This is a genomic window from Sanguibacteroides justesenii, from assembly GCF_003204205.1.
Classification (GTDB): domain Bacteria; phylum Bacteroidota; class Bacteroidia; order Bacteroidales; family Marinifilaceae; genus Gabonibacter; species Gabonibacter massiliensis.
In genome coordinates this window covers 320,058-339,500 of the sequence record NZ_QJPL01000004.1, presented here as the reverse complement: position 1 = coordinate 339,500, position 19,443 = coordinate 320,058, and the positions used below count along the sequence as shown (strand labels likewise).

The following is a 19,443-nucleotide window of genomic DNA, read 5'->3' as shown; positions in this document are numbered from 1 at the left end:
GCTAAAATTTTAAAATTGAAATATGGAGATAGTTGTAAAGGTAGTACAGTTTATATTGAGTCTTTCCATTTTAGTCTTGTTACATGAATTCGGACATTTTACGATGGCGAAGATCTTTAAGACCAGAGTCGAAAAATTTTATATCTTTTTTAATCCGTGGTTTTCGCTGTTTAAATTTAAGAAGGGAGATACTGAATACGGAATGGGGTGGTTGCCTTTAGGCGGATATGTGAAAATTTCCGGAATGATAGATGAATCCATGGATATTGCCCAGATGAAAGAACCTCCTAAGCCTTATGAATTTAGGGCTAAACCGGCATGGCAGCGTTTGTTGATTATGCTGGGAGGAGTTTTGGTTAATTTTATTTTGGCCTTCTTTATTTATATCATGATTTTATTTGCTTGGGGAGAGAAATATTTGCCGGCAGAGAATGTGAAATACGGGGTTGTTTGTGATAGCTTATTCACGAATGTGGGAGTGCAAACCGGCGACATTGTTATCTCCTTGGATAATCAGAAATTAGAACGTTTTTCCGATATTATTCCGACCATCTTATTGGAGAGTCCCCAAACGATGCAGGTGCTTCGAAACGGACAATTAGTAAATATTGATTTGCCTTCATCGTTAGTGAAAAATTTACTGACATACTCCTCCAAGGGATTCGCGCATAAAATGCTGATAGAACCCCGTTATCCTTATTCGGGGGAGATTGTTGGTTTTGCTAAAGAATCTCCTGCAAAAAACGCGGGTATTACAGAGAGTGACCGTTTTTTGAAATTAAATGGAAAAACGTTTGCTTTTTACGACGAATATACGAAAATCATCCGTTCACATAAAAATGACACCTTACGGGCAGAAATTTTAAGGGGTGCGGATACATTAACCGTGGCTATACCTGTGGGAGCCGACGGGATAATAGGAGTTGGAGTTAAAATAGATCCGGCTTTTGATTATGCCGTGAAGTATTACTCTTTTTTTGAAGCTATTCCGGCGGGCATCCATATGGGGATCGATCAAATCAGTTCCTATTTGAAGCAGTTTAAATTGTTTAAAAATCCGGAGGCGTTGAAATCCGTAGGAGGCTTCTTATCTATCGGTAATATATTCCCGGGATATTGGGATTGGCAAGCTTTTTGGAGCTTAACGGCTTTATTATCTATAATTTTAGGGGTGATGAACTTATTGCCGATTCCGGCATTGGACGGTGGCCACGTGGTGTTCTTGTTGTATGAGGTTATTACCCGGAGAAAACCGAATGAGAAATTTTTGGAGAATGCGCAAATAGCAGGAATGATTTTTTTGTTGTTACTGCTTGTATTGGCCAATACGAATGATATACTCAAGTTATTTCATTAAGACATGCTTTTATGGGTAAAACGGTTGAGCAGTTCAGGGAATACAGGGCAAAAATGAATGAAAAGATTTTAGCCGCCGACAACAGAGTGATTAAACGGATTTACAATCTGGATACGAATACTTATAGGGATGGGGCTCTTTCTGCCACGGTGAAAGAGATGTTGGGTCTGGCCACTTCTATGGTATTACGTTGTGATGATTGTATTAAATATCATCTGGAGCGTTGTCATGAATTAAAGGTAACCACGGAACAATTGTTCGAGATTTTTGCCGTGGCGGATCTTGTAGGAGGTACTATTGTTATTCCTCATATGAGACGTGCGCTTGAATATTGGGAAGAATTGGGAGAATACGTTTCCGAGAACTCCGGGGAAAGGTAGAGGTTCGGTGCAGGTAGATATTTTCGGATAAAACGATAAAAGATGCGTAAAATAGTAGCAGGAGTTTTGATATTGCTGTTCGTTCTTAAAACGGGTTACGGACAGGTAAAGGAAGAACGTTATCGAATTGTATTTTATAATGTTGAAAATTTGTTTGACGTTAAGGACGACCCTAATACATCAGATGATGATTTTACTCCCCATGGAAAACAACATTGGGGAAAGGAGCGTTACCATTCAAAGATACGGCATATTTCGGAAGTTTTGAGTGCGACCGGAGAGGGGGAATTGCCTGTTTTTATCGGGTTGGCGGAAGTAGAAAATCGGGAAGTGCTGGAAGATTTGATTGGTAAAACGGTTCTGGCTGATGGCGGGTATGGTATTGTACATGCGGATTCTCCTGATCCGAGAGGGATAGATGTGGCTTTTTTATATCGTAAGCCGTATTGTCAATTGTTGAAAGCCTGTTTTTTTCCGGTATTTTTGGAGGGAGAGGGTCATACGAGAGATGTTTTATACTGCAAAGGAGTGATCGGAAAAATAGATACGCTTCATTTTTTTGTGGCTCATTTTCCTTCGATGAGAGGGGGTGAGAGTCAGAGTGAATGGAAACGTGTTCGTGCCGCTAAGGTCATTCGTCAACGAGTAGATTCCATTCAGGCCGAAAACCCGAGAGCTGCGATCGTTATAATGGGAGATCTTAACGGTAAGGCCAATACTATTGCACAGAAAGCTATGAAAACGAAAAATTCCGATACCCGTAAAATAAAGGATAAAGGATTGTATAATACCGGGTATTATTTGTTGTGGGAGAATCACGGGAGTTATCGGTACAAGGGCGTATGGCAGACCATCGATCATTTAATCCTGTCCGGGGTTTTACTCAATGGCAAGTTCCCTTTGCAAGCTTCTCGACATTTGACGGTGGGAACATTCGGTTTTTTGTTTGAAGAAGATAAAAAATATTACGGGGTGAAGCCGAAACCTACCTATAGGGGCCCCTATTACGTGGGTGGATATAGCGATCATTTACCGATTTATATCGATTTGAAAAAATAAATTTTTATATTCAATACTTTCGTTTATTTTTGCAGCGTAAAAATTCATAAACAAGATATGGACGATTATCATCAACAGTATTAATCAGGACGGGGGTTCCGTTAACCTCTGTTCATAAATTGAAGGAGGATTAACTATGAGAACATTCCTAATGGGTAATGTTGGGTTCGAAGAAAAGAAAGCGTGGGAACCTAAGTGTTGGATTAATGTTGTTTCACCGACGGAAGAAGACATTCGTTTTCTTACCGATAAAATGGGGGTTCCCCAGTCATTTTTCGGAGATATAGAAGATATCGATGAGCGTTCTCGTTTGGAGATAGAAGATGAGTGGATACTCATGATTTTACGTATTCCGTATAAGGTGGACGAAAGTATTCCTTTTATTACAGTTCCTTTGGGTTTTATTATAAAAGATGATGTCATTATTACGGTGTGTCATTATAAAACGGAGATGATACCTGATTTTATTCAATATGCCGACCGTAAGGGGGTTGAGGTAAAACAACCTTGGGATTTGGTATTTCGTTTGTTTTTATCTTCTTCCGTTTGGTATTTGAAATACCTGAAGCAAATAAACAATCAAATGCACGCGGCTGAGATCGAGTTGGAAAAATCAATTCGTAACGAAGAGTTACAACGCTTGTTAAAAATTGAAAAATCATTAGTCTTTTTTATAACATCTTTAAGAGGAAACGATAACCTGTTGATCAAAGTGAAAAATTTAAGAAGCCAGCGTAAATATTTTGATGAAGATTTGGTTGAGGATGTTGAAATCGAGCAGCGGCAGGCACAGGATTCAGCCCGTATATATAGTGATATTCTGAGCGGTACGATGGATGCGTATGCTTCCGTTATCTCTAATAATTTGAATATCGTAATGAAACGATTGACCTCTATTTCTATTATTTTAATGCTTCCGACGTTAATAGCCAGTTTATACGGGATGAATGTACCTAATTCTCTGGAGAATAACCCGTATGGTTTTTTGATCGTGCTTGTCGTATCTCTCCTGTTTTCGGCGATCGGATTTATTGTATTTAAATGGAGGAATTGGTTTTGATACGGGAGAGTTAAAATATAAAAGGGGTTTTCTTGTTAAACCCCTTTTATATTTTAACATACTCTTAACGGATTGTAAATAAACTTTTGGCCATTTTTGATGTCCATAAGGTGAATCAAGGGATGGTGTAGGAAGTGTGAAAGCGGAGAAACTATATACATGCAGACATAATGGAAAACTAAATATGAATAAAAGGGTAAAAAGAGTTTTGCAGATAGGAATACCGGTTGTAATAGTACTCCTTATTTTAGTTCCTCGTTTAAATGATTCTTTCACTAAACGGCAAAGAAGCGGACAGGGCCGACGGGGGATGTCACAGGGTATTTTGCCTGTAAGCGGATGTGTCGCCGGATTGTCGATGTCTAATAATGGAATCATGGCTAACGGGACTTTATTACCTAACGAGGAGGTTGAATTGGTTTCTGAAACGGCCGGGAAGGTAGACAAAATTTATTTTAATGACGGGGACCATGTAAAGAAGGGAAAACTTCTTTTAAAAGTGGATGATTCGGATTTGAAGGCTCAGTTGGAGCGTGCCGAATTTGAAAAGAAGTTATTGGAAGACAAGCTGGAACGTCAGCGTATATTACTGAAGCGGGAATCTGTCAGTTATGAATCGTTTCAACAAATGGAAACCGAATACAATATGCTTTTGGCCGATATCGAGTTGTTGAAAGTAAAAATTGCCAGAACGGAGATTCGTGCTCCTTTTGACGGAAAGATGGGATTTCGTTACGTGAGTGAAGGGAGTTATGTACAGCCGAGTACGAGGGTTTCCAGTCTGGTGGATAATTCTGTATTGAAAATCGAATTTTCAATTCCCGAAAAATATATAAATGTTCCTTTAATCGGGAAAAAGATCAAGTTTAGGACCGAAGGGATAGAAAAAGATATTATAGCGGAAATATATGCTGTCGATCCTCAGGCCGATATCCAGACTCATATGATTACCCTGAGAGCTCGCTATCGGAATACGGCGAATTTGGTGGCCGGAATGTTTGTAAAAGGGGAGTTGATGACGGAAAGCAATCGGACATTTATGATGATTCCCAGTGAGGCCGTTGTTCCGGAGATGAATGGAAAACGCCTGTGGGTGGTGAAAGAAGGGAAAGCCCTGAGTGTACCGGTGGAAACGGAGAGTCGGGATTCCCGTTATGTAGAGGTTATTTCCGGTATTCAACCCGGAGATACGGTACTTACGGGCGGACTGATGCAATTACAGAATGGTATGCGAGTAAGTGTTTCTCTTGCCAAAGAGACAAGTGGGGAATAAGATGGAGGATAGCAATTTATATCTGGTGATGGAATTTTGATATTATTAGGGTTAAAAATCTAAAAATAAAAATGGAATGAGTCTTTCTTCGACCTGTATAAAACGTCCGGTATTTGCCACGGTGATGAATCTGATTTTAGTAATTGTGGGGGGAATCGGACTTTCTTATTTAGGTGTACGTGACTATCCCAGTGTCGATCCCCCGGTTATTTCGGTATCGACTTCTTTCGTGGGTGCTAATGCCGATGTTATCGAAACGCAGATTACGGAGCCTTTGGAAGCGGCTATCAACGGTATTCAGGGAATTCGTTCTTTGAGTAGTACGAGTCGTGACGGTCAGAGCCGGATTACGATAGAGTTTGAGTTGGAGGTAGATTTGGAAACGGCTGCTAATGATGTACGGGATAAGGTATCCGGAACCTTAAGACGTTTACCGCAAGATATAGATCCCCCGACGGTTTATAAGGCAGATGCTGACGCACAGCCTATATTCGGAGTTTCTTTACGTAGCGATAAACGCTCTTTGATTGATTTGAGCGGATACGCCGAGCGTTATTATAAAGAGCGTTTGCAGACCATTCCGGGGGTAAGTAGTGTGGAAATATGGGGTGAGAAACGTTATTCGGTTCGTTTGCGAATGAATCCTTCTTTGTTGGCAGCCCGCAAACTGACTCCGATGGATGTGAAAGCGGCTATTGAAAATGAAAATATAGAGTTGCCCTCCGGTCGGGTGGAAGGTGATAATACGGAATTAACCATCCGGACGTTAGGACGGTTGATGTCTATCGAAGATTTTAATAATTTGGTGATTTCCAGGGATGGGGATAAATTGGTTCGTTTCCGGGATATCGGTGTGGCCGAAGTGGATGCCGAGAATGTGCGTAGTATATTGAAGCGCAACAGGGTTCCGATGGTTATCTGTGCGTTGATTCCTCAACCGGGAGCGAATTACATCGATATTGCGGATAGGGCATACCAAGTTATGGATGATTTGCAGAGGGATTTACCTGAGGATATTGAAGCCGGAATAGCCTATGATAATACTGTTTTTATTCGTGATTCCATTAATGAGGTAGAGGATACGATTCTTGAAGCTTTTGTTTTGGTCGTGTTGATTATTTTTCTGTTCCTGCGTAACTGGAGAACGACCTTGATCCCGGTATTGGCAATTCCCATTTCGCTGATTGCGGCTTTTTTCATTATGTATATGGCCGGTTTTTCCATTAATATATTGACGTTATTAGCCGTGGTTTTGGCCATTGGTTTGGTCGTGGATGATGCGATTGTTGTGATGGAGAATATCTTTACGAAAATAGAGCAGGGAATGACACCTTTAGAGGCCGGTTTTAAAGGATCCAACGAGATTTTCTTTGCTGTTATAGCGACAACGGTCGTGTTGGTAGCCGTATTTTTCCCTATTGTCTTTTTGGAGGGAACTACCGGAAGATTGTTCCGGGAATTTAGCGTGGTTATCGCGGGTGCGGTAATCGTTTCTTCTTTTGTCGCCTTGACCTTTACTCCGATGATTTCGACGAAGTTATTGACGAAGGATGCGACTAAAAATTGGTTTTATCGAAAAACGGAGCCCTTCTTTGAAGGGATGAATCGTGTGTATCGCCGTTGGTTAGAGCGTTTTCTTCAGGTACGTTATTGGGCATTGATTATCATCGGTATCTCCGGAATTGCTATTTATCTTTTATGGTTGGCCATTCCATCGGAAATGGCTCCTTTGGAGGATCGTTCCAATATTCGTATTTCATCGACGGCGCCGGAAGGGGCTACTTTTGAATATACGAATCGTTATTCTCAAGAACTTTCAGCTTTTATCGAAGAGACTGTACCCGAGCAGGATAAGTTGATAGAGTTCGTGGGGGGAGGACAGACCAATCGCTCCAGTTTGAATTTATGGTTAGTGAGTCCGGATGATCGAACCCGGACGCAACAAGAAATCGCTGATGAATTGGCTGTAAGCGTGCGTCAATTTACTGGAGCCCGTACATTGGTTTCCCAACAACAGACTTTTGGAGGACGCCGAGGAGGACTTCCGATTGAGTATGTCATTCAGGCTAAAAATCTGGATGATCTGAAATCGATCTTGCCGAAATTCATGGAGGAGGTAAATAAAAGCCCTCTGTTTTCCGCATCAGACTTAAACTTGAAGTTTACTAAACCGGAGTTGACTATTAACATCGATAGGGATAAGGCTGCGGCCATGGGGGTGACCGTGCAAAATATCGCTCAAACATTGCAGTTGACGATGAGTGAACAACGGGTAGGGTACTATATTATGAACGGAAAACAATACCAGATATTAAGCCAGCTGGAGCGGGAGGACCGAAATAAACCTTCCGATCTGAAAGGAATTTATGTCCGGAATCAGGAAGGAAATTTGATTTCTATGGATAATTTGATCTCTATGCGGGAGAGTTCTATGCCCCCTCAGCTATATCGTTACGATCGTTTTGTTTCCGCAACGGTTTCCGCGGGTTTGTCCAAAGGCGTAACTATTTCGCAAGGATTGAAGGAGATGGATCGGATTGCTGACGAGGTATTGAATGATGATTTTAAAACGACTCTTTCCGGTAATTCAAAAGATTTTGTGGAAAGTTCTTCCAGTTTAATGTTCGCCTTTTTGTTGGCCTTATTGTTTATATATCTGGTCTTATCCGCTCAGTTTGAAAGTTTCAGGGATCCCTTGATTATTATGTTGACCGTTCCTTTGGCATTGATCGGAGCTATGGTTTCCTTGTGGTATTTCGGACAGACCATGAATATTTTTAGTCAGATCGGAATTATTATGTTAGTCGGATTGGTTTCGAAGAACGGTATTTTGATCGTGGAGTTTGCCAATCAACGGAAAGCTGCCGGATTGTCTATGTCAGAGGCTATTCGAGAGGCATCGGTTTCCCGGCTGCGTCCGATCCTGATGACGAGTCTGTCTACTGTTTTGGGTATTTTGCCAATGGCTATCGCAACGGGAGCCGGATCGGAGAGTCGTGTTGCTATGGGAATCGCTGTCGTCGGCGGGATGGTTTGTTCCACTTTACTGACGTTGTTTGTTATTCCCGCTATCTATACCTATTTTTCTTCTCAAAGAGTAAGAATTATAGAGGAGATAAAGGAGTAAAAAGGACTTAAAAAGAGAAAACTATGAGAAGAGAGGTGTTATATCAATCCGCATTATGGAAAACATTCGGTATGCTTATTTTTTTTCTGGGTTTTGAATTTAACGGATTTGCCCAACAGAGAATAACTCTCCCGGAATGTATTAATCAAGCGTTGGAGTCAAATTATGCTATAAAGATAATTCGCAACGAGGCCTCCATGGCTAAGAATAGTGTGGATTATTCTTATTTTTTACCCAGCTTGGCTATTGATGCCAGACAGAATCAGACGCGCAACGATGTGAAGACGGAGAGTAATGCGGGAGAGATCAGTAAATTATCTGACGTGAAAACCGATAATTATTCGGCCGGAGTGGCCTTGAACTGGCGTTTGTTCGATGGATTGGAAATGTTTACTACTCATGAACGTTATAAAGAGTTGGAGTCCAGAGGGGAATTATCCGTAAAAATGGCGGTGGAGAATTTGATCGTGGAGGTAAGTGCCGCTTATTACGATGTGTTGGTACAGCAACATCGATTAAAAGCGGCTAAGCATTCGTTGAATCTGTCAAAAGAACGTTACGATGAAGCGCGTGTTCGCCATCAGATCGGTAATATGGCTGGTTTAGAGTCTCAACAAGCAAAAATCGATTTGAATTCGGATAGTTCTGCTTTCGTGCAACAGAAAGAGATGGTGAAAAGTGCTTATATCAATTTAAATAAATTGATGAATGTCGATTTACAGAAAGTGGCCTATGTGCAGGATACGATATTATTGGACCTGCCATTGGAAATGGCGACTTTGGAGAAAAACACGTTGGTGCGCAATACGGCTTTGTTAATCGCTAAAAAGGAACAGAAAATATCCGCATTGGATTTGAAAAATGCAAGAGCCGTTCTATTCCCGACATTGGATTTTAGTTCCGGATATAATTATAACAAAACGGATGCTCCGGCTTCCAATACGAAACTGAACCGGACAAACGGGTTTTATTGGGGATTTTCCGTGAATATTCCGGTATTCGGTCGCATGCAAAATCGGACAAAAATCAGAAATGCCCGTTTGGAACAAGAGAATAGTGAGTTATCCTATAAAGAGGTAGAAAAAGAGACATTAGGTGATTTGGCGTTACTGTATAACACCTATGAAAATAATTTGCTGATGGTTGGCTTTGAACGGGAGAGTGCGGATGTTGCCGAAAAAAATTTGGATGCCGCGTTGGAGAAGTATAAATTAGGATCCCTCTCCGGTATTGAATTTCGTGAATTTCAGCGAAGTTATTTGGATGCGGTGGATAGAATGTTGTTAGCTCTTTATCAAGCTAAAGTTTCGGAACTGTCCCTATTATTGATTAGTGGAGGTATTTGAAATTGTGGATTGAGGGAAGACAGGAGAGTTACTGTAAAACAAAAGACGGTTTGTGAATAGGTTTCGCAAACCGTCTTTTGAATGTATATAATCAATTTTTAGCAAATCTCATTCAATTTATCTGCCATCGCGTAGGCGATTTGACGACATTGTTCGAAATCTTCTTCTTTGGGTGCACCACAAGCTTCAACGGAAGGTGCTACCACTTCCCATTTGATTTTTTCGGCAAATTGATTGAAACGAGGCATGGCTCCTCCCGCCCAAGCTTTACCTCCGAAAAAGGCTACAACATGATTTTTAACACCCATATGTTCCAATTCGTTTAAAAAGGTCTCCATGGTGGGGAAGATGCCTCCGTTGTAGGCACAGCTACCCAAGATCACGCCTTTGTAACGGAAGATATCGTTAATCATATAAGAAGGATGGGTTTTGGACGTATCGTGAATTCGTATTTTTTTAATACCTTTTTCAGTCAAAAAGCGGGCAATCATATCGGCCATCTTTTCCGTATTTCCATACATGGAACTAAAAGCGATGACTACTCCTTTGTCTGTTTCGTATTTACTCCATTTATCGTATTTCGCGACGATATCGGCGATATGGGAACGTCGGATGGGGCCATGTGTGGCACAAATCATCCGTATGGGAAGTCCTCCTAATTTCTTTAGTGCCTGTTGTGCCGGTTGTCCGTATTTTCCCACGATATTCGAATAGTAACGGCTGATCTCTTCTTCCAAATAATCCAAATCCACTTCATCGTCGAAAACTCCTCCGTCCAATGTGCCGAAAGCACCGAAAATATCACCGCTGAACAGAATGCCTTCCGTGGATTCGAAGGTGACCATGGTTTCCGGCCAGTGAAGCATGGGAGCCATATAAAAATTCAATTTATGTTTTCCCAGATCCAACGAATCTCCTTCTTTTACTTCCAGCAGGTTATCGTATACACCGTAAAAATTTTTCAACATGGGAAAAGTTTTCGAGTTGCCGATCACTGTTACGTCGGGATAATGACATAGTAAAGCTTTGATTGCTCCCGTGTGATCGGGTTCCATGTGATTTACAATCAGATAATCGACTTTACGTCCGTTCAACAGTTGTTCGATGTTCTCCACGTAATCCTCCATTTTGCTTCTTTCAATGGTATCGATCAGGGCTACTTTTTCATCGATAATGAGATAAGAGTTATAGGCTACACCTTTGGGAAGAGGCCAATAATTTTCAAATATATGAGTTCTTCTGTCGTTAACACCTACCCAATAAATGTCCTTTTTTATTTCTACTGCTTGATTCATATCGATTAAGTTTTTAATTAAACGTTTCAATTCTTCGCAAAATTATAAAAAAAAGACTGTCTTCTCGGAGGAAGGACAGCCTTTTTTTAATTTAGTTTCTCTATCAGGAAATAGAGAAAATTTATTTAAGACCTAATTTCTTTTTGATCTCTTTAGGTATTGCATTCTTGTGAATGAGGATATTCATCGTTTTTAATTGCATGAAAGGATAAGAAACATAGAAATAACCTCCGAATTTGTTATATTTATTCCATGAGTTTTTCACGATGAAATAGGGAGTTCCGTTTTGGTCTTTAGCTTTTCCGATAATTTGCATGCCGTGATCGTCGGTTGTTTGGTAGTTATCGAACTCGCGTTGTCTCATTTCCTGGGTAATCTGTTTCTCGGGAGCCGGACCACTTTTGAAAGCGTCCGGATTTTGTTGTTTTTTCGGCATAGCCTCCCATTTGGCGATTTCAGCCCCGCTCATCTCTTTGGTATCAGTTGTCGGAACCACGGCAACACCCGGATTTACAGTAGCAAATCCTTTTTCGCTAACATCGGCGCCCCAGGCAAAAGTATAACCTTTATCGATGGCTTTGTCCATTACTTCCATGAACTCATCGAGAGGTAAGTTGTATGATTCTCCCCATAACCAGTTATCCGGAACCTCAATTGCAAACGAGGTGTAGAAAGGGTGATGCGTGAAAGAGGTTAAACTGACATAGTCGTCCATATTTAGACCTACAACTTCGTCTGCGAATGTCCTGGGGGTGTATTCTTTTCCTTTGTATTGGAATTTTTCAGGTTCGGCTCCTAAATAAGCGTCTAAAATGCCTTCATATCCTTTTTTCCAAGCCGTACTTAGTTTCTTATTTTGGTTTGTGATAACCGCTTCCACGTAAGCTTTTAAAACGGCGTCGATTTCACCGAAAGCATGATTGGATTCTCCGTACTCCAAACCTTCGTATACTTCTAAAGGAACAATACCGTAATTTTTAATCGTATGCACAACATCTCCGAATGAACCGCCTACACCGAAATTCAAAAAACCATGAAGGCGTACGTATTTGTCTGCTTTATCGCTATAGGCATGTCTTACCGAATACATGGCGGAAAGATTAACCGAATCTTTGCCCATACGCATCATTTCCGATTCGAAAAATGCAGTTGCTGACCAGGACCAGCAGGTTCCTGCACGACTTTGATCTTTCACCGAGAGTGTCGGTAATCTGACAATTTCCGTGAAAATATAACCTTCCGGTTTTTGCTTTTCTTCTTTTTCTTTTACTTGGGCGTTGGCAAATAGAGAGAGCCCAAAGATACAAATAAACAGTAACGAACTGATCTTCTTCATTTTAATGTGATTTGTGTGAATAATGATATGTTATTAATTCTATTTCCGTTCAGACTGTCGCCAAAGATAAAAAATTGCTTGTTCAAAACGGAAGATCAAAATTAAATTCAGTGTTTTTTAAGAAAAAAATAACATTTAAATTTTTTTCCATATATTGATTTTCGGGAAAAAACGATACTTGTTGTCGCAAATCCAGATGAAGAGTATACCGCCTATTAAAATAATGATCGGATCCCAATAGGAGGAAGTCGGATTTAAATCTTTAAATAGAGCATGTGTTTGTAGAGCTGCCGAATCATGCGTTACGAGTATGGATGCGAGAGCGTTGTTGGCAAAATGAAGGCCAAGTGCCAATTCGATACCGTCGTCTTTTACGGCAATATAACCTAAAATAAGTCCCATGAGGATATATTGTGACATGGCGTTGAAGTAGCCGAAGCGTTCGACTTCCGGATTGCTCGAATGTAATAAACCGAAAATAATGCCGGTCATCAGAATGGCGATCCACCTGTACTTGAAGAGTAAGGCAAAACCTTGCATGAGATATCCTCTGAATATAAACTCTTCAAAAGCAACTTGAAAAGGAATTAAGGTGATGACAATTACACACATGATGATAAAAGGAAGCGGTTCGAACTGGAAAAGCAGTTCAGACTTGTCACTCAGAAGGTATTGCGAAAGCAGGGAGAGAAGTGTTATGATCCCCCAAATCCCGGCTCCAAACAGAAAGCGATGGATATCGAAACGGTTTCGGCCCGTGAGAATATCTACGGACTTTTTTTGATGGATGAATCTTATACAGATCAATAAGGTGATTACTCCCACGGCGAAAGGAAATAATACTAAGGCTAATCCCGGGTTCGTGTTAGGGACAAGGAAGCTACTGCTTTGCAGGATAGAACCCGTATTCATATAAGTGCTGTAAAGCAGGACGGGAATGGAGGCTATTTGTATGGCTATAAACGTAATGGCCAGGGTGAGGACGTATCTGTACCATTGGTTTTCTCCTTTAGTTGCTTTTTCTAAAAACATAACTGATGTTTGAATGGTTACTAAAATCGTTCTCCTACAGAACGGAGTAATTGTTCCAAGCTGTACTCGTCGGCAATCAGTACTTGTCTGGCCTTGCTTCCTTCGTATGGTCCCACGATACCTGCCGCTTCCAACTGGTCTATGATTCTTCCGGCCCGGTTATAGCCTATCGAGAAACGTCTTTGAATGGAGGAAGTTGAACCTTGTTGAGTATTTACGACCATTCGTGCCGCCTCTTCGAATAGCGGATCTTTGATACCGAGATCGGTTTCTGAACTAAATCCGTTTTCCGTATCCGATTGGTATTCAGGCAACATATAGGCAGACGGGTAGGCCTGTTGGTCCGCAATGAAATGGGTAACGGCATCGACTTCGGGAGTATCCACAAATGCACATTGTACGCGGACCATATCTCCGTCGGCGGAGATGAGCATATCGCCTCTTCCTATCAGTTGATTGGCTCCCGGGGAATCTAATATGGTACGGGAGTCGATCATGGAGGCGACTTTGAAAGCGATCCGAGCCGGGAAATTGGCTTTGATGACGCCGGTGATGATGTTGGTGGACGGTCGTTGAGTGGCGATAATCATATGAATTCCAACGGCACGGGCAAGTTGTGCGATTCGGGCAATGGGTTGTTCAACCTCTTTGCCGGCAGTCATGATAAGATCCGCAAACTCATCTACAACCACTACGATATATGGAAGATACCTATGGCCGTTGTTCGGGTTTAACTGACGTTTGATGAATTTCTCGTTGTATTCTTTGATGTTTCGCACCTGCGCCATTTTCAATAAATCATAACGGCTATCCATTTCGATACAGAGTGAATTCAAGGTAGCGACCACTTTACTTGTCTCCGTAATAATCGCATCTTCTTCTTCCGGTAATTTGGCTAAAAAATGTTTTTCTATAATGGAATAGATACTTAATTCTACTTTCTTAGGGTCAACCATCACGAATTTCAACTGGGACGGATGCTTTTTGTATAATAGAGAGGTAATGATCGCGTTTAGACCTACGGATTTTCCTTGTCCTGTTGCTCCGGCTACTAATAGATGAGGCATTTTGGCCAGATCAAAGGTATAAGGTTCATTGGAGATCGTTCTGCCCAGTGCAATCGGAAGGGCGTATTTGGATTCCTGGAATGCTTTGGAGGCGATAATTCCTCGCATGGAGACGATTTCCGGATTCTGGTTCGGTACTTCAATGCCAATGGTGCCGGCTCCCGGAATAGGGGCGATGATACGGATACCCAAGGCTGCCAAGCTTAATGCGATGTCGTCTTCCAGGTTCTTAATCCGGGCTATCTTAACTCCCGGGGCTGGGACTATTTCATATAGAGTAACAGTCGGACCGATTGTCGCTTTTATTTTGGTGATTTCAATCTTATAATATCGTAATGTTTCGACGATGGTGTTTTTATTTGCTTCTAATTCTTCTGCCGTTACCTTGAGATTTCCTGACGAATGTTCTGCCAATAACTCTAACGTGGGATAGCGATAATTAGAGAGATCCAATGTGGGGTCGTAGTCTTCGTCGGGTCGTAAGTTCCTGTTTAACTGCTCTTCCAGCTTATCTGCGATTATAGTGAGCTCAATGTCTTTACCTGAATCTCCTGTTATAGTTTGTTCGTCGGATTCTGCTTCGATCCTTTTCTCAAAAGGTTCATCCTCTTTTTTTATGTTTATCTCAAAATCGGGTTGGTCTAAATCTTGAAAAGTAGGGGTATCTGGAGTATCGAATTGATGTTCGAATATACTGTTTTCTTCCTCTTCTTCCTGAGGAAATGTTTCCCCGCAAACAGATTCTTTCTCCCTTTCTTCCTCCTCTATCCTCATTGCCTCTGTTTCGGCTTCTTCTCGAATTTTTTCTTCTCTTTCAGCTTGTAGATGCGCTTGTTTTTCCTTACGCTCTCGTCTGCGGATAAAATAATTTTTTACTATGGCGACACATTTATTAAAGGCATTTTCGAATCCGAAAAAGAGAATAACGGAAAAAGAGATTAACAGTAAAAATAAAGTTCCCACTTTTCCGACCAGTGAGTTTAACCAATTGCTGATAAAATAGCCGTGTGTCCCTCCGGGAAAAACATAACCTGTTGGGATAAAATTAAAAAGATATCCGAAGAACAGAGAACACCAGATGATAAGAATAAACCCGATCAATAGTTTTCTCGAGAACCTATAAATAGAGCGTCCCATTACCTGCAGACCTCCGATAAAGAATAGATAACAGAATATAAAAGAGGATATTCCAAACCATTGGTTGATGAAAATATCAGAGAGTATAGCACCTACTTTGCCAGCAGGATTGCCTGCTTCTATTTCGGAATTAGTGATTAATTCCATCGAATTCTTGTCGACTAAACTCTGGTCAATTCCTCCTGTGAAAAAGAACCCGACAAATGAAAGCAGAAGATATACAGATAATAAAATCAGGATTAATCCCATAATTACACGTGTTCTTGGGTCTTGTAGTATATGTGGTTTGTGCCAACTGCTTGATTTCGTACTCTTTTTCTGATTGATTCTTGTTATCATGTGCTTGAAATTTGTAGCAGGCAAAGTTACAATTTATATGGGAGAGTTACAAAGTAAGGATAAATTTCCGATAAAATTTTAAAGGAAGATTTTTTTATAATATACTGACATTACGTCCCGATATAGGGGGGATTGTATACGGTTTTGTGAAACTACAAAATCATAGGTTAAGTTATATTAATTAAGAAATTCTTAGTAAACGATTGGCAGGGATATTGTTAATATTGTGAGAAGTAAAATGAAAAGTTGAGTTAAATCAAAAGATAAGGATATGGCAATTACAAAATCATTACTAAACCTCGGATTAGGTATGGCAGGAGGATGTATTGCATTCTTCGTTACAGGTACTTTACAAAAGGAACCGGTAAAATCCGCTCAGCCCTTGGAGGTCGTTTCTCCGGCTGCGGCTCGTCCGGTAACCATGGTAAACGGTAGTGCGATTAATGTACCTGCCGGAAATGTGGACTTAAGGGATGCTGCCAAAAAGACAGTTCCTGCCGTAGTCCATGTCAAAACGATACAGATGGGAAGGGAGATAGTGGGGAATCCTTTGTTGGAATTTTTTTACGGTAGAGCACCTCAGGTGAGGGAAGTTCCGCAACGTATGGGATTTGGCTCGGGGGTTATAGTTTCAGAGGACGGATATATCGTAACTAATAATCATGTGATCGACGGGAGTGATGATATTACGGTCGTTTTGAACAATAAGAAAGAGTATAAGGCAAAAGTTATCGGGAAAGATGCAAATACGGATATTGCTTTATTGAAGATAGAAGAACATGGATTATCCTATTTGGAATATGGTAATTCAGATGATGTCGAATTGGGTGAATGGGTGTTGGCTGTCGGAAATCCGTATAATTTGACTTCGACCGTGACGGCCGGAATTATTAGTGCGAAAGCGCGTGATTTGGGCATGGATAGAAGAAAAATGAATTTAAGTTCTTTTCTGCAAACGGATGCGGCTGTGAATCCCGGTAATAGTGGGGGGGCTTTGGTAAATGCCAAAGGGGAGCTGATAGGAATCAATACGGCTATAGAATCGCCTACGGGATCTTATTCCGGTTATGCTTTTGCGGTTCCGGCGAATATTGCTCGTAAGGTAGTCGGAGACTTGAAAAATTTTGGAACCGTGCAACGGGCCGTTTTAGGTATTCGCATGAACGAGGTAACGGCAGAATTAGCTAAAGAATTAAATCTAAAAGATGTAGGAGGAATATATGTCATAGAGGTACTTGCTAATGGAGCAGCAGCAAAGGCTGGTATAAAGGAAGGGGATATTATTAAAGAGATCAATGGTATAGAAGTTAATACTGTTTCTGCATTCCATGGCCAACTGGGGAAATACCATCCGGGAACAACGGTAAATGTAAGTGTTGAACGGAAGGGAAAGAGAAGAAATATGGATGTACTTTTGCAAAATATGTATGGAGACACGGCATTGGTGGATATGAAGGATGACGGCATTTTAGGCGCGGTGGTTGAGCCCTTGTCCAAAGAGGAGAGGTATCGTTATGGAATCAATAAAGGGGTGAAAATTACCGAATTGAAAAACGGACATTTTAAAGGTATCGGTTTGCAAAAAGGGTATATTATTGTAAAGATTAATAACCATTGGATATATGATAAAGACGATCTGGTGAAGGCATTGAAGATAGCAGAGAATGAAGGGGTTTTGATTACCGCTATTTCTCCGAGGGGGCGGATCGAATATTTTGCATTGTCGTTACAGGATTAAAAAAAGTTAATAAACCAAAGGTGGCGATTTTAACATATTGGTATATGGATAAAATGTTCTACCTTTGCCACATATTTCGGGGAGAATATAAAAACAATTATGAGACAGCTAAAGATAACAAAATCTATAACAAACAGGGAGAGTGCATCTCTCGATAAGTATTTGCAGGAGATTGGTAAGGAGGATTTGATTACCGTGGAGGAGGAGGTCGAGTTAGCTCAGCGAATTCGGAAAGGAGATCAAAGGGCTTTGGAGAAGTTGACGAGGGCAAATTTACGTTTTGTTGTTTCTGTAGCGAAGCAATACCAGAATCAAGGATTAAGTTTACCGGACTTAATCAACGAGGGGAATTTGGGGTTGATTAAAGCTGCTGAAAAGTTTGACGAAACCAGGGGATTTAAATTTATTTCTTATGCCGTATGGTGGATTCGTCAATCTATTTTGCAAGCTTTAGCTGAACAGTCGCGTATCGTGCGATTGCCTTTGAACCAAGTCGGTTCATTAAATAAGATCAACAAAGCTTTTTCTCGTTTCGAGCAAGAACATGAACGTCGTCCTTCTCCTGAAGAGTTGGCGGATACGTTAGATTTGCCGGCCGAGAAAGTGGCGGATACGTTAAGAGTATCCGGACGTCATATCTCGGTAGATGCACCTTTTGTGGAAGGTGAGGATAATAGTCTGCTGGATGTATTGATCAACGATGATTCGCCAGTAGCGGATAAGACTTTGATCAACGAATCTTTGTCTACGGAGGTCGAGCGTGCTTTGTCTACCTTGACTGAAAGGGAACGGGATATTATTCGCCTCTTCTTCGGGATCAATTGTCAGGAGATGACCTTGGAGGAGATCGGTGAGAAATTTGGCTTAACACGCGAACGGGTTCGTCAAATCAAAGAAAAAGCGATAAGACGTTTGCGTCATTCGTCGCGAAGTAAATTGTTAAAAACATATTTAGGATAATAGAATAAAGCGCTTCTTCGAGGCGCTTTATTCTTTACGGGAGAGTCGCTATCTGATGTTATATTGATGTTTTTCAAAGTATTCCCGTAACTTTCGTAAAGCCGCGTATTTAAGTGTTTTAATGGTATTAACGGAAGCCCCAAGAAGTTCTGCAATCTCTTTATTTTCATAGCCGGATAATACCAGACGCATGATTCTTGCCATTTGTCGGGGAAGTTGGTTGATAGCATGAAGTAAAATCTGATTGGTCTCTTCCTCGATCAGCATATTTAGGATATGCGGGTCCTCGCTTTCTTCATTGATGATTTTATCGTATCGTTTTGTTTCCCTTTGACAGCTTCGAAGGTAATTTAGTGATTCATTCCGGATCATGATAAAAAGAAAATTTTCAATCGAGTTTAAGTTTTGATGTTCTTTTCTGTTTTCCCAGAATTTAATGATCACTTCTTGAGCGATATCTTGGGCGATATCAGGAGAATTGACATAGTGAAGTGCTGATGTACAGAGTGTTGTATAGTATTTGCGGATAAAAACTTCAAGTTTTAAAACTTCTCCCATATCTCATTAAACCTTCGTTTGTTGATAGTACACAATATTCCTGCTGATATGATTAATCATGTCATATATCTCTCATTATCAGTTTATTTAAAAATACGTGTTATCGATTTTATCCCTTCGTTTTTGCGTTTCAACAAACGAAGGTTAATTTATATCGAATATGCAAGTATAGAAATAATTTTCGAGAAAAGCCATTTTAAAATCATCCAAAAATGATTTTAATGGCGTATTTTACAAGAAAATATGATTATTTGTGTTATCGTTTATTTTTAATTTTGAAATAAGTTTAAACCCAGTAAGTTTTTTTCGTTTTATGATTTTTGCATGTCGAATCATTTGCAATAGGAGAATGGGTCGATTTTCAATTGTTTTTCTATTT

14 protein-coding genes are annotated in these 19,443 nt (G+C 40.6%); 9 read left to right on the top strand and 5 right to left on the bottom strand.

The genetic code is table 11. The features are described from left to right. Positions 1–22 precede the first annotated feature (22 nt). From rseP to DMB45_RS08475, 7 genes are all read left to right on the top strand, one after another. The gene (rseP, locus tag DMB45_RS08505; RefSeq protein ID WP_041502612.1) at positions 23–1,357 is read left to right on the top strand and encodes an RIP metalloprotease RseP; all 1,335 of its coding nucleotides are present in this window, start codon (positions 23–25) and stop codon (positions 1,355–1,357) included. An 11-nt stretch (positions 1,358–1,368) separates the two neighbouring features. Further along, entirely contained in the window at positions 1,369–1,737 is a 369-nt protein-coding gene (locus DMB45_RS08500) for a carboxymuconolactone decarboxylase family protein (RefSeq protein WP_041505378.1), read from the top strand. Positions 1,738–1,779: 42 nt separating this feature from the next. Beyond that, positions 1,780–2,796, top strand: coding sequence for an endonuclease/exonuclease/phosphatase family protein (locus tag DMB45_RS08495; RefSeq protein ID WP_052649423.1), 1,017 nt, complete (start codon positions 1,780–1,782; stop codon positions 2,794–2,796). Positions 2,797–2,932: 136 nt separating this feature from the next. Next, entirely contained in the window at positions 2,933–3,856 is a 924-nt protein-coding gene (locus DMB45_RS08490) for a magnesium transporter CorA family protein (RefSeq protein WP_041502614.1), read from the top strand. A 184-nt stretch (positions 3,857–4,040) separates the two neighbouring features. Beyond that, positions 4,041–5,129 carry an efflux RND transporter periplasmic adaptor subunit gene (locus tag DMB45_RS08485; protein WP_041502615.1) on the top strand — a complete coding sequence of 363 codons (1,089 nt, stop codon included), beginning with the start codon at positions 4,041–4,043 and terminating at the stop codon, positions 5,127–5,129. 76 nt (positions 5,130–5,205) lie between these two features. Then, positions 5,206–8,256 (top strand): efflux RND transporter permease subunit, encoded by a 3,051-nt coding sequence (locus DMB45_RS08480; RefSeq protein ID WP_041502616.1) that lies wholly within the window; start codon positions 5,206–5,208, stop codon positions 8,254–8,256. A gap of 23 nt (positions 8,257–8,279) precedes the next feature. After that, entirely contained in the window at positions 8,280–9,602 is a 1,323-nt protein-coding gene (locus DMB45_RS08475; protein WP_041502617.1) for a TolC family protein, read from the top strand. Positions 9,603–9,700: 98 nt separating this feature from the next. Here DMB45_RS08475 and DMB45_RS08470 read toward each other — a convergent pair whose 3' ends face one another. The 4 genes from DMB45_RS08470 to DMB45_RS08455 form a co-directional block, all read right to left on the bottom strand. Further along, positions 9,701–10,897 (bottom strand): FprA family A-type flavoprotein, encoded by a 1,197-nt coding sequence (locus DMB45_RS08470; protein ID WP_041502618.1) that lies wholly within the window; start codon positions 10,895–10,897, stop codon positions 9,701–9,703. Positions 10,898–11,018: 121 nt separating this feature from the next. Beyond that, entirely contained in the window at positions 11,019–12,233 is a 1,215-nt protein-coding gene (locus tag DMB45_RS08465; protein ID WP_041502619.1) for a C1 family peptidase, read from the bottom strand. Positions 12,234–12,368: 135 nt separating this feature from the next. After that, positions 12,369–13,265 (bottom strand): CPBP family intramembrane glutamic endopeptidase, encoded by an 897-nt coding sequence (locus DMB45_RS08460; protein ID WP_041505380.1) that lies wholly within the window; start codon positions 13,263–13,265, stop codon positions 12,369–12,371. A 20-nt stretch (positions 13,266–13,285) separates the two neighbouring features. Beyond that, positions 13,286–15,808 carry an FtsK/SpoIIIE family DNA translocase gene (locus DMB45_RS08455; RefSeq protein ID WP_110688663.1) on the bottom strand — a complete coding sequence of 841 codons (2,523 nt, stop codon included), beginning with the start codon at positions 15,806–15,808 and terminating at the stop codon, positions 13,286–13,288. Positions 15,809–16,079: 271 nt separating this feature from the next. Here DMB45_RS08455 and DMB45_RS08450 point away from each other — a divergent pair, with 271 nt between their 5' ends. Together DMB45_RS08450 and DMB45_RS08445 are read left to right on the top strand one after the other, a co-directional pair. Further along, positions 16,080–17,546, top strand: coding sequence for a Do family serine endopeptidase (locus DMB45_RS08450; protein WP_041502622.1), 1,467 nt, complete (start codon positions 16,080–16,082; stop codon positions 17,544–17,546). Positions 17,547–17,645: 99 nt separating this feature from the next. Continuing rightward, the gene (locus tag DMB45_RS08445; protein ID WP_041502623.1) at positions 17,646–18,506 is read left to right on the top strand and encodes a sigma-70 family RNA polymerase sigma factor; all 861 of its coding nucleotides are present in this window, start codon (positions 17,646–17,648) and stop codon (positions 18,504–18,506) included. 48 nt (positions 18,507–18,554) lie between these two features. Here DMB45_RS08445 and DMB45_RS08440 read toward each other — a convergent pair whose 3' ends face one another. After that, on the bottom strand, positions 18,555–19,064 hold the full coding sequence (locus DMB45_RS08440; RefSeq protein WP_041505381.1) for a sigma-70 family RNA polymerase sigma factor: 510 nt from the start codon (positions 19,062–19,064) through the stop codon (positions 18,555–18,557). Positions 19,065–19,443 lie beyond the last annotated feature (379 nt).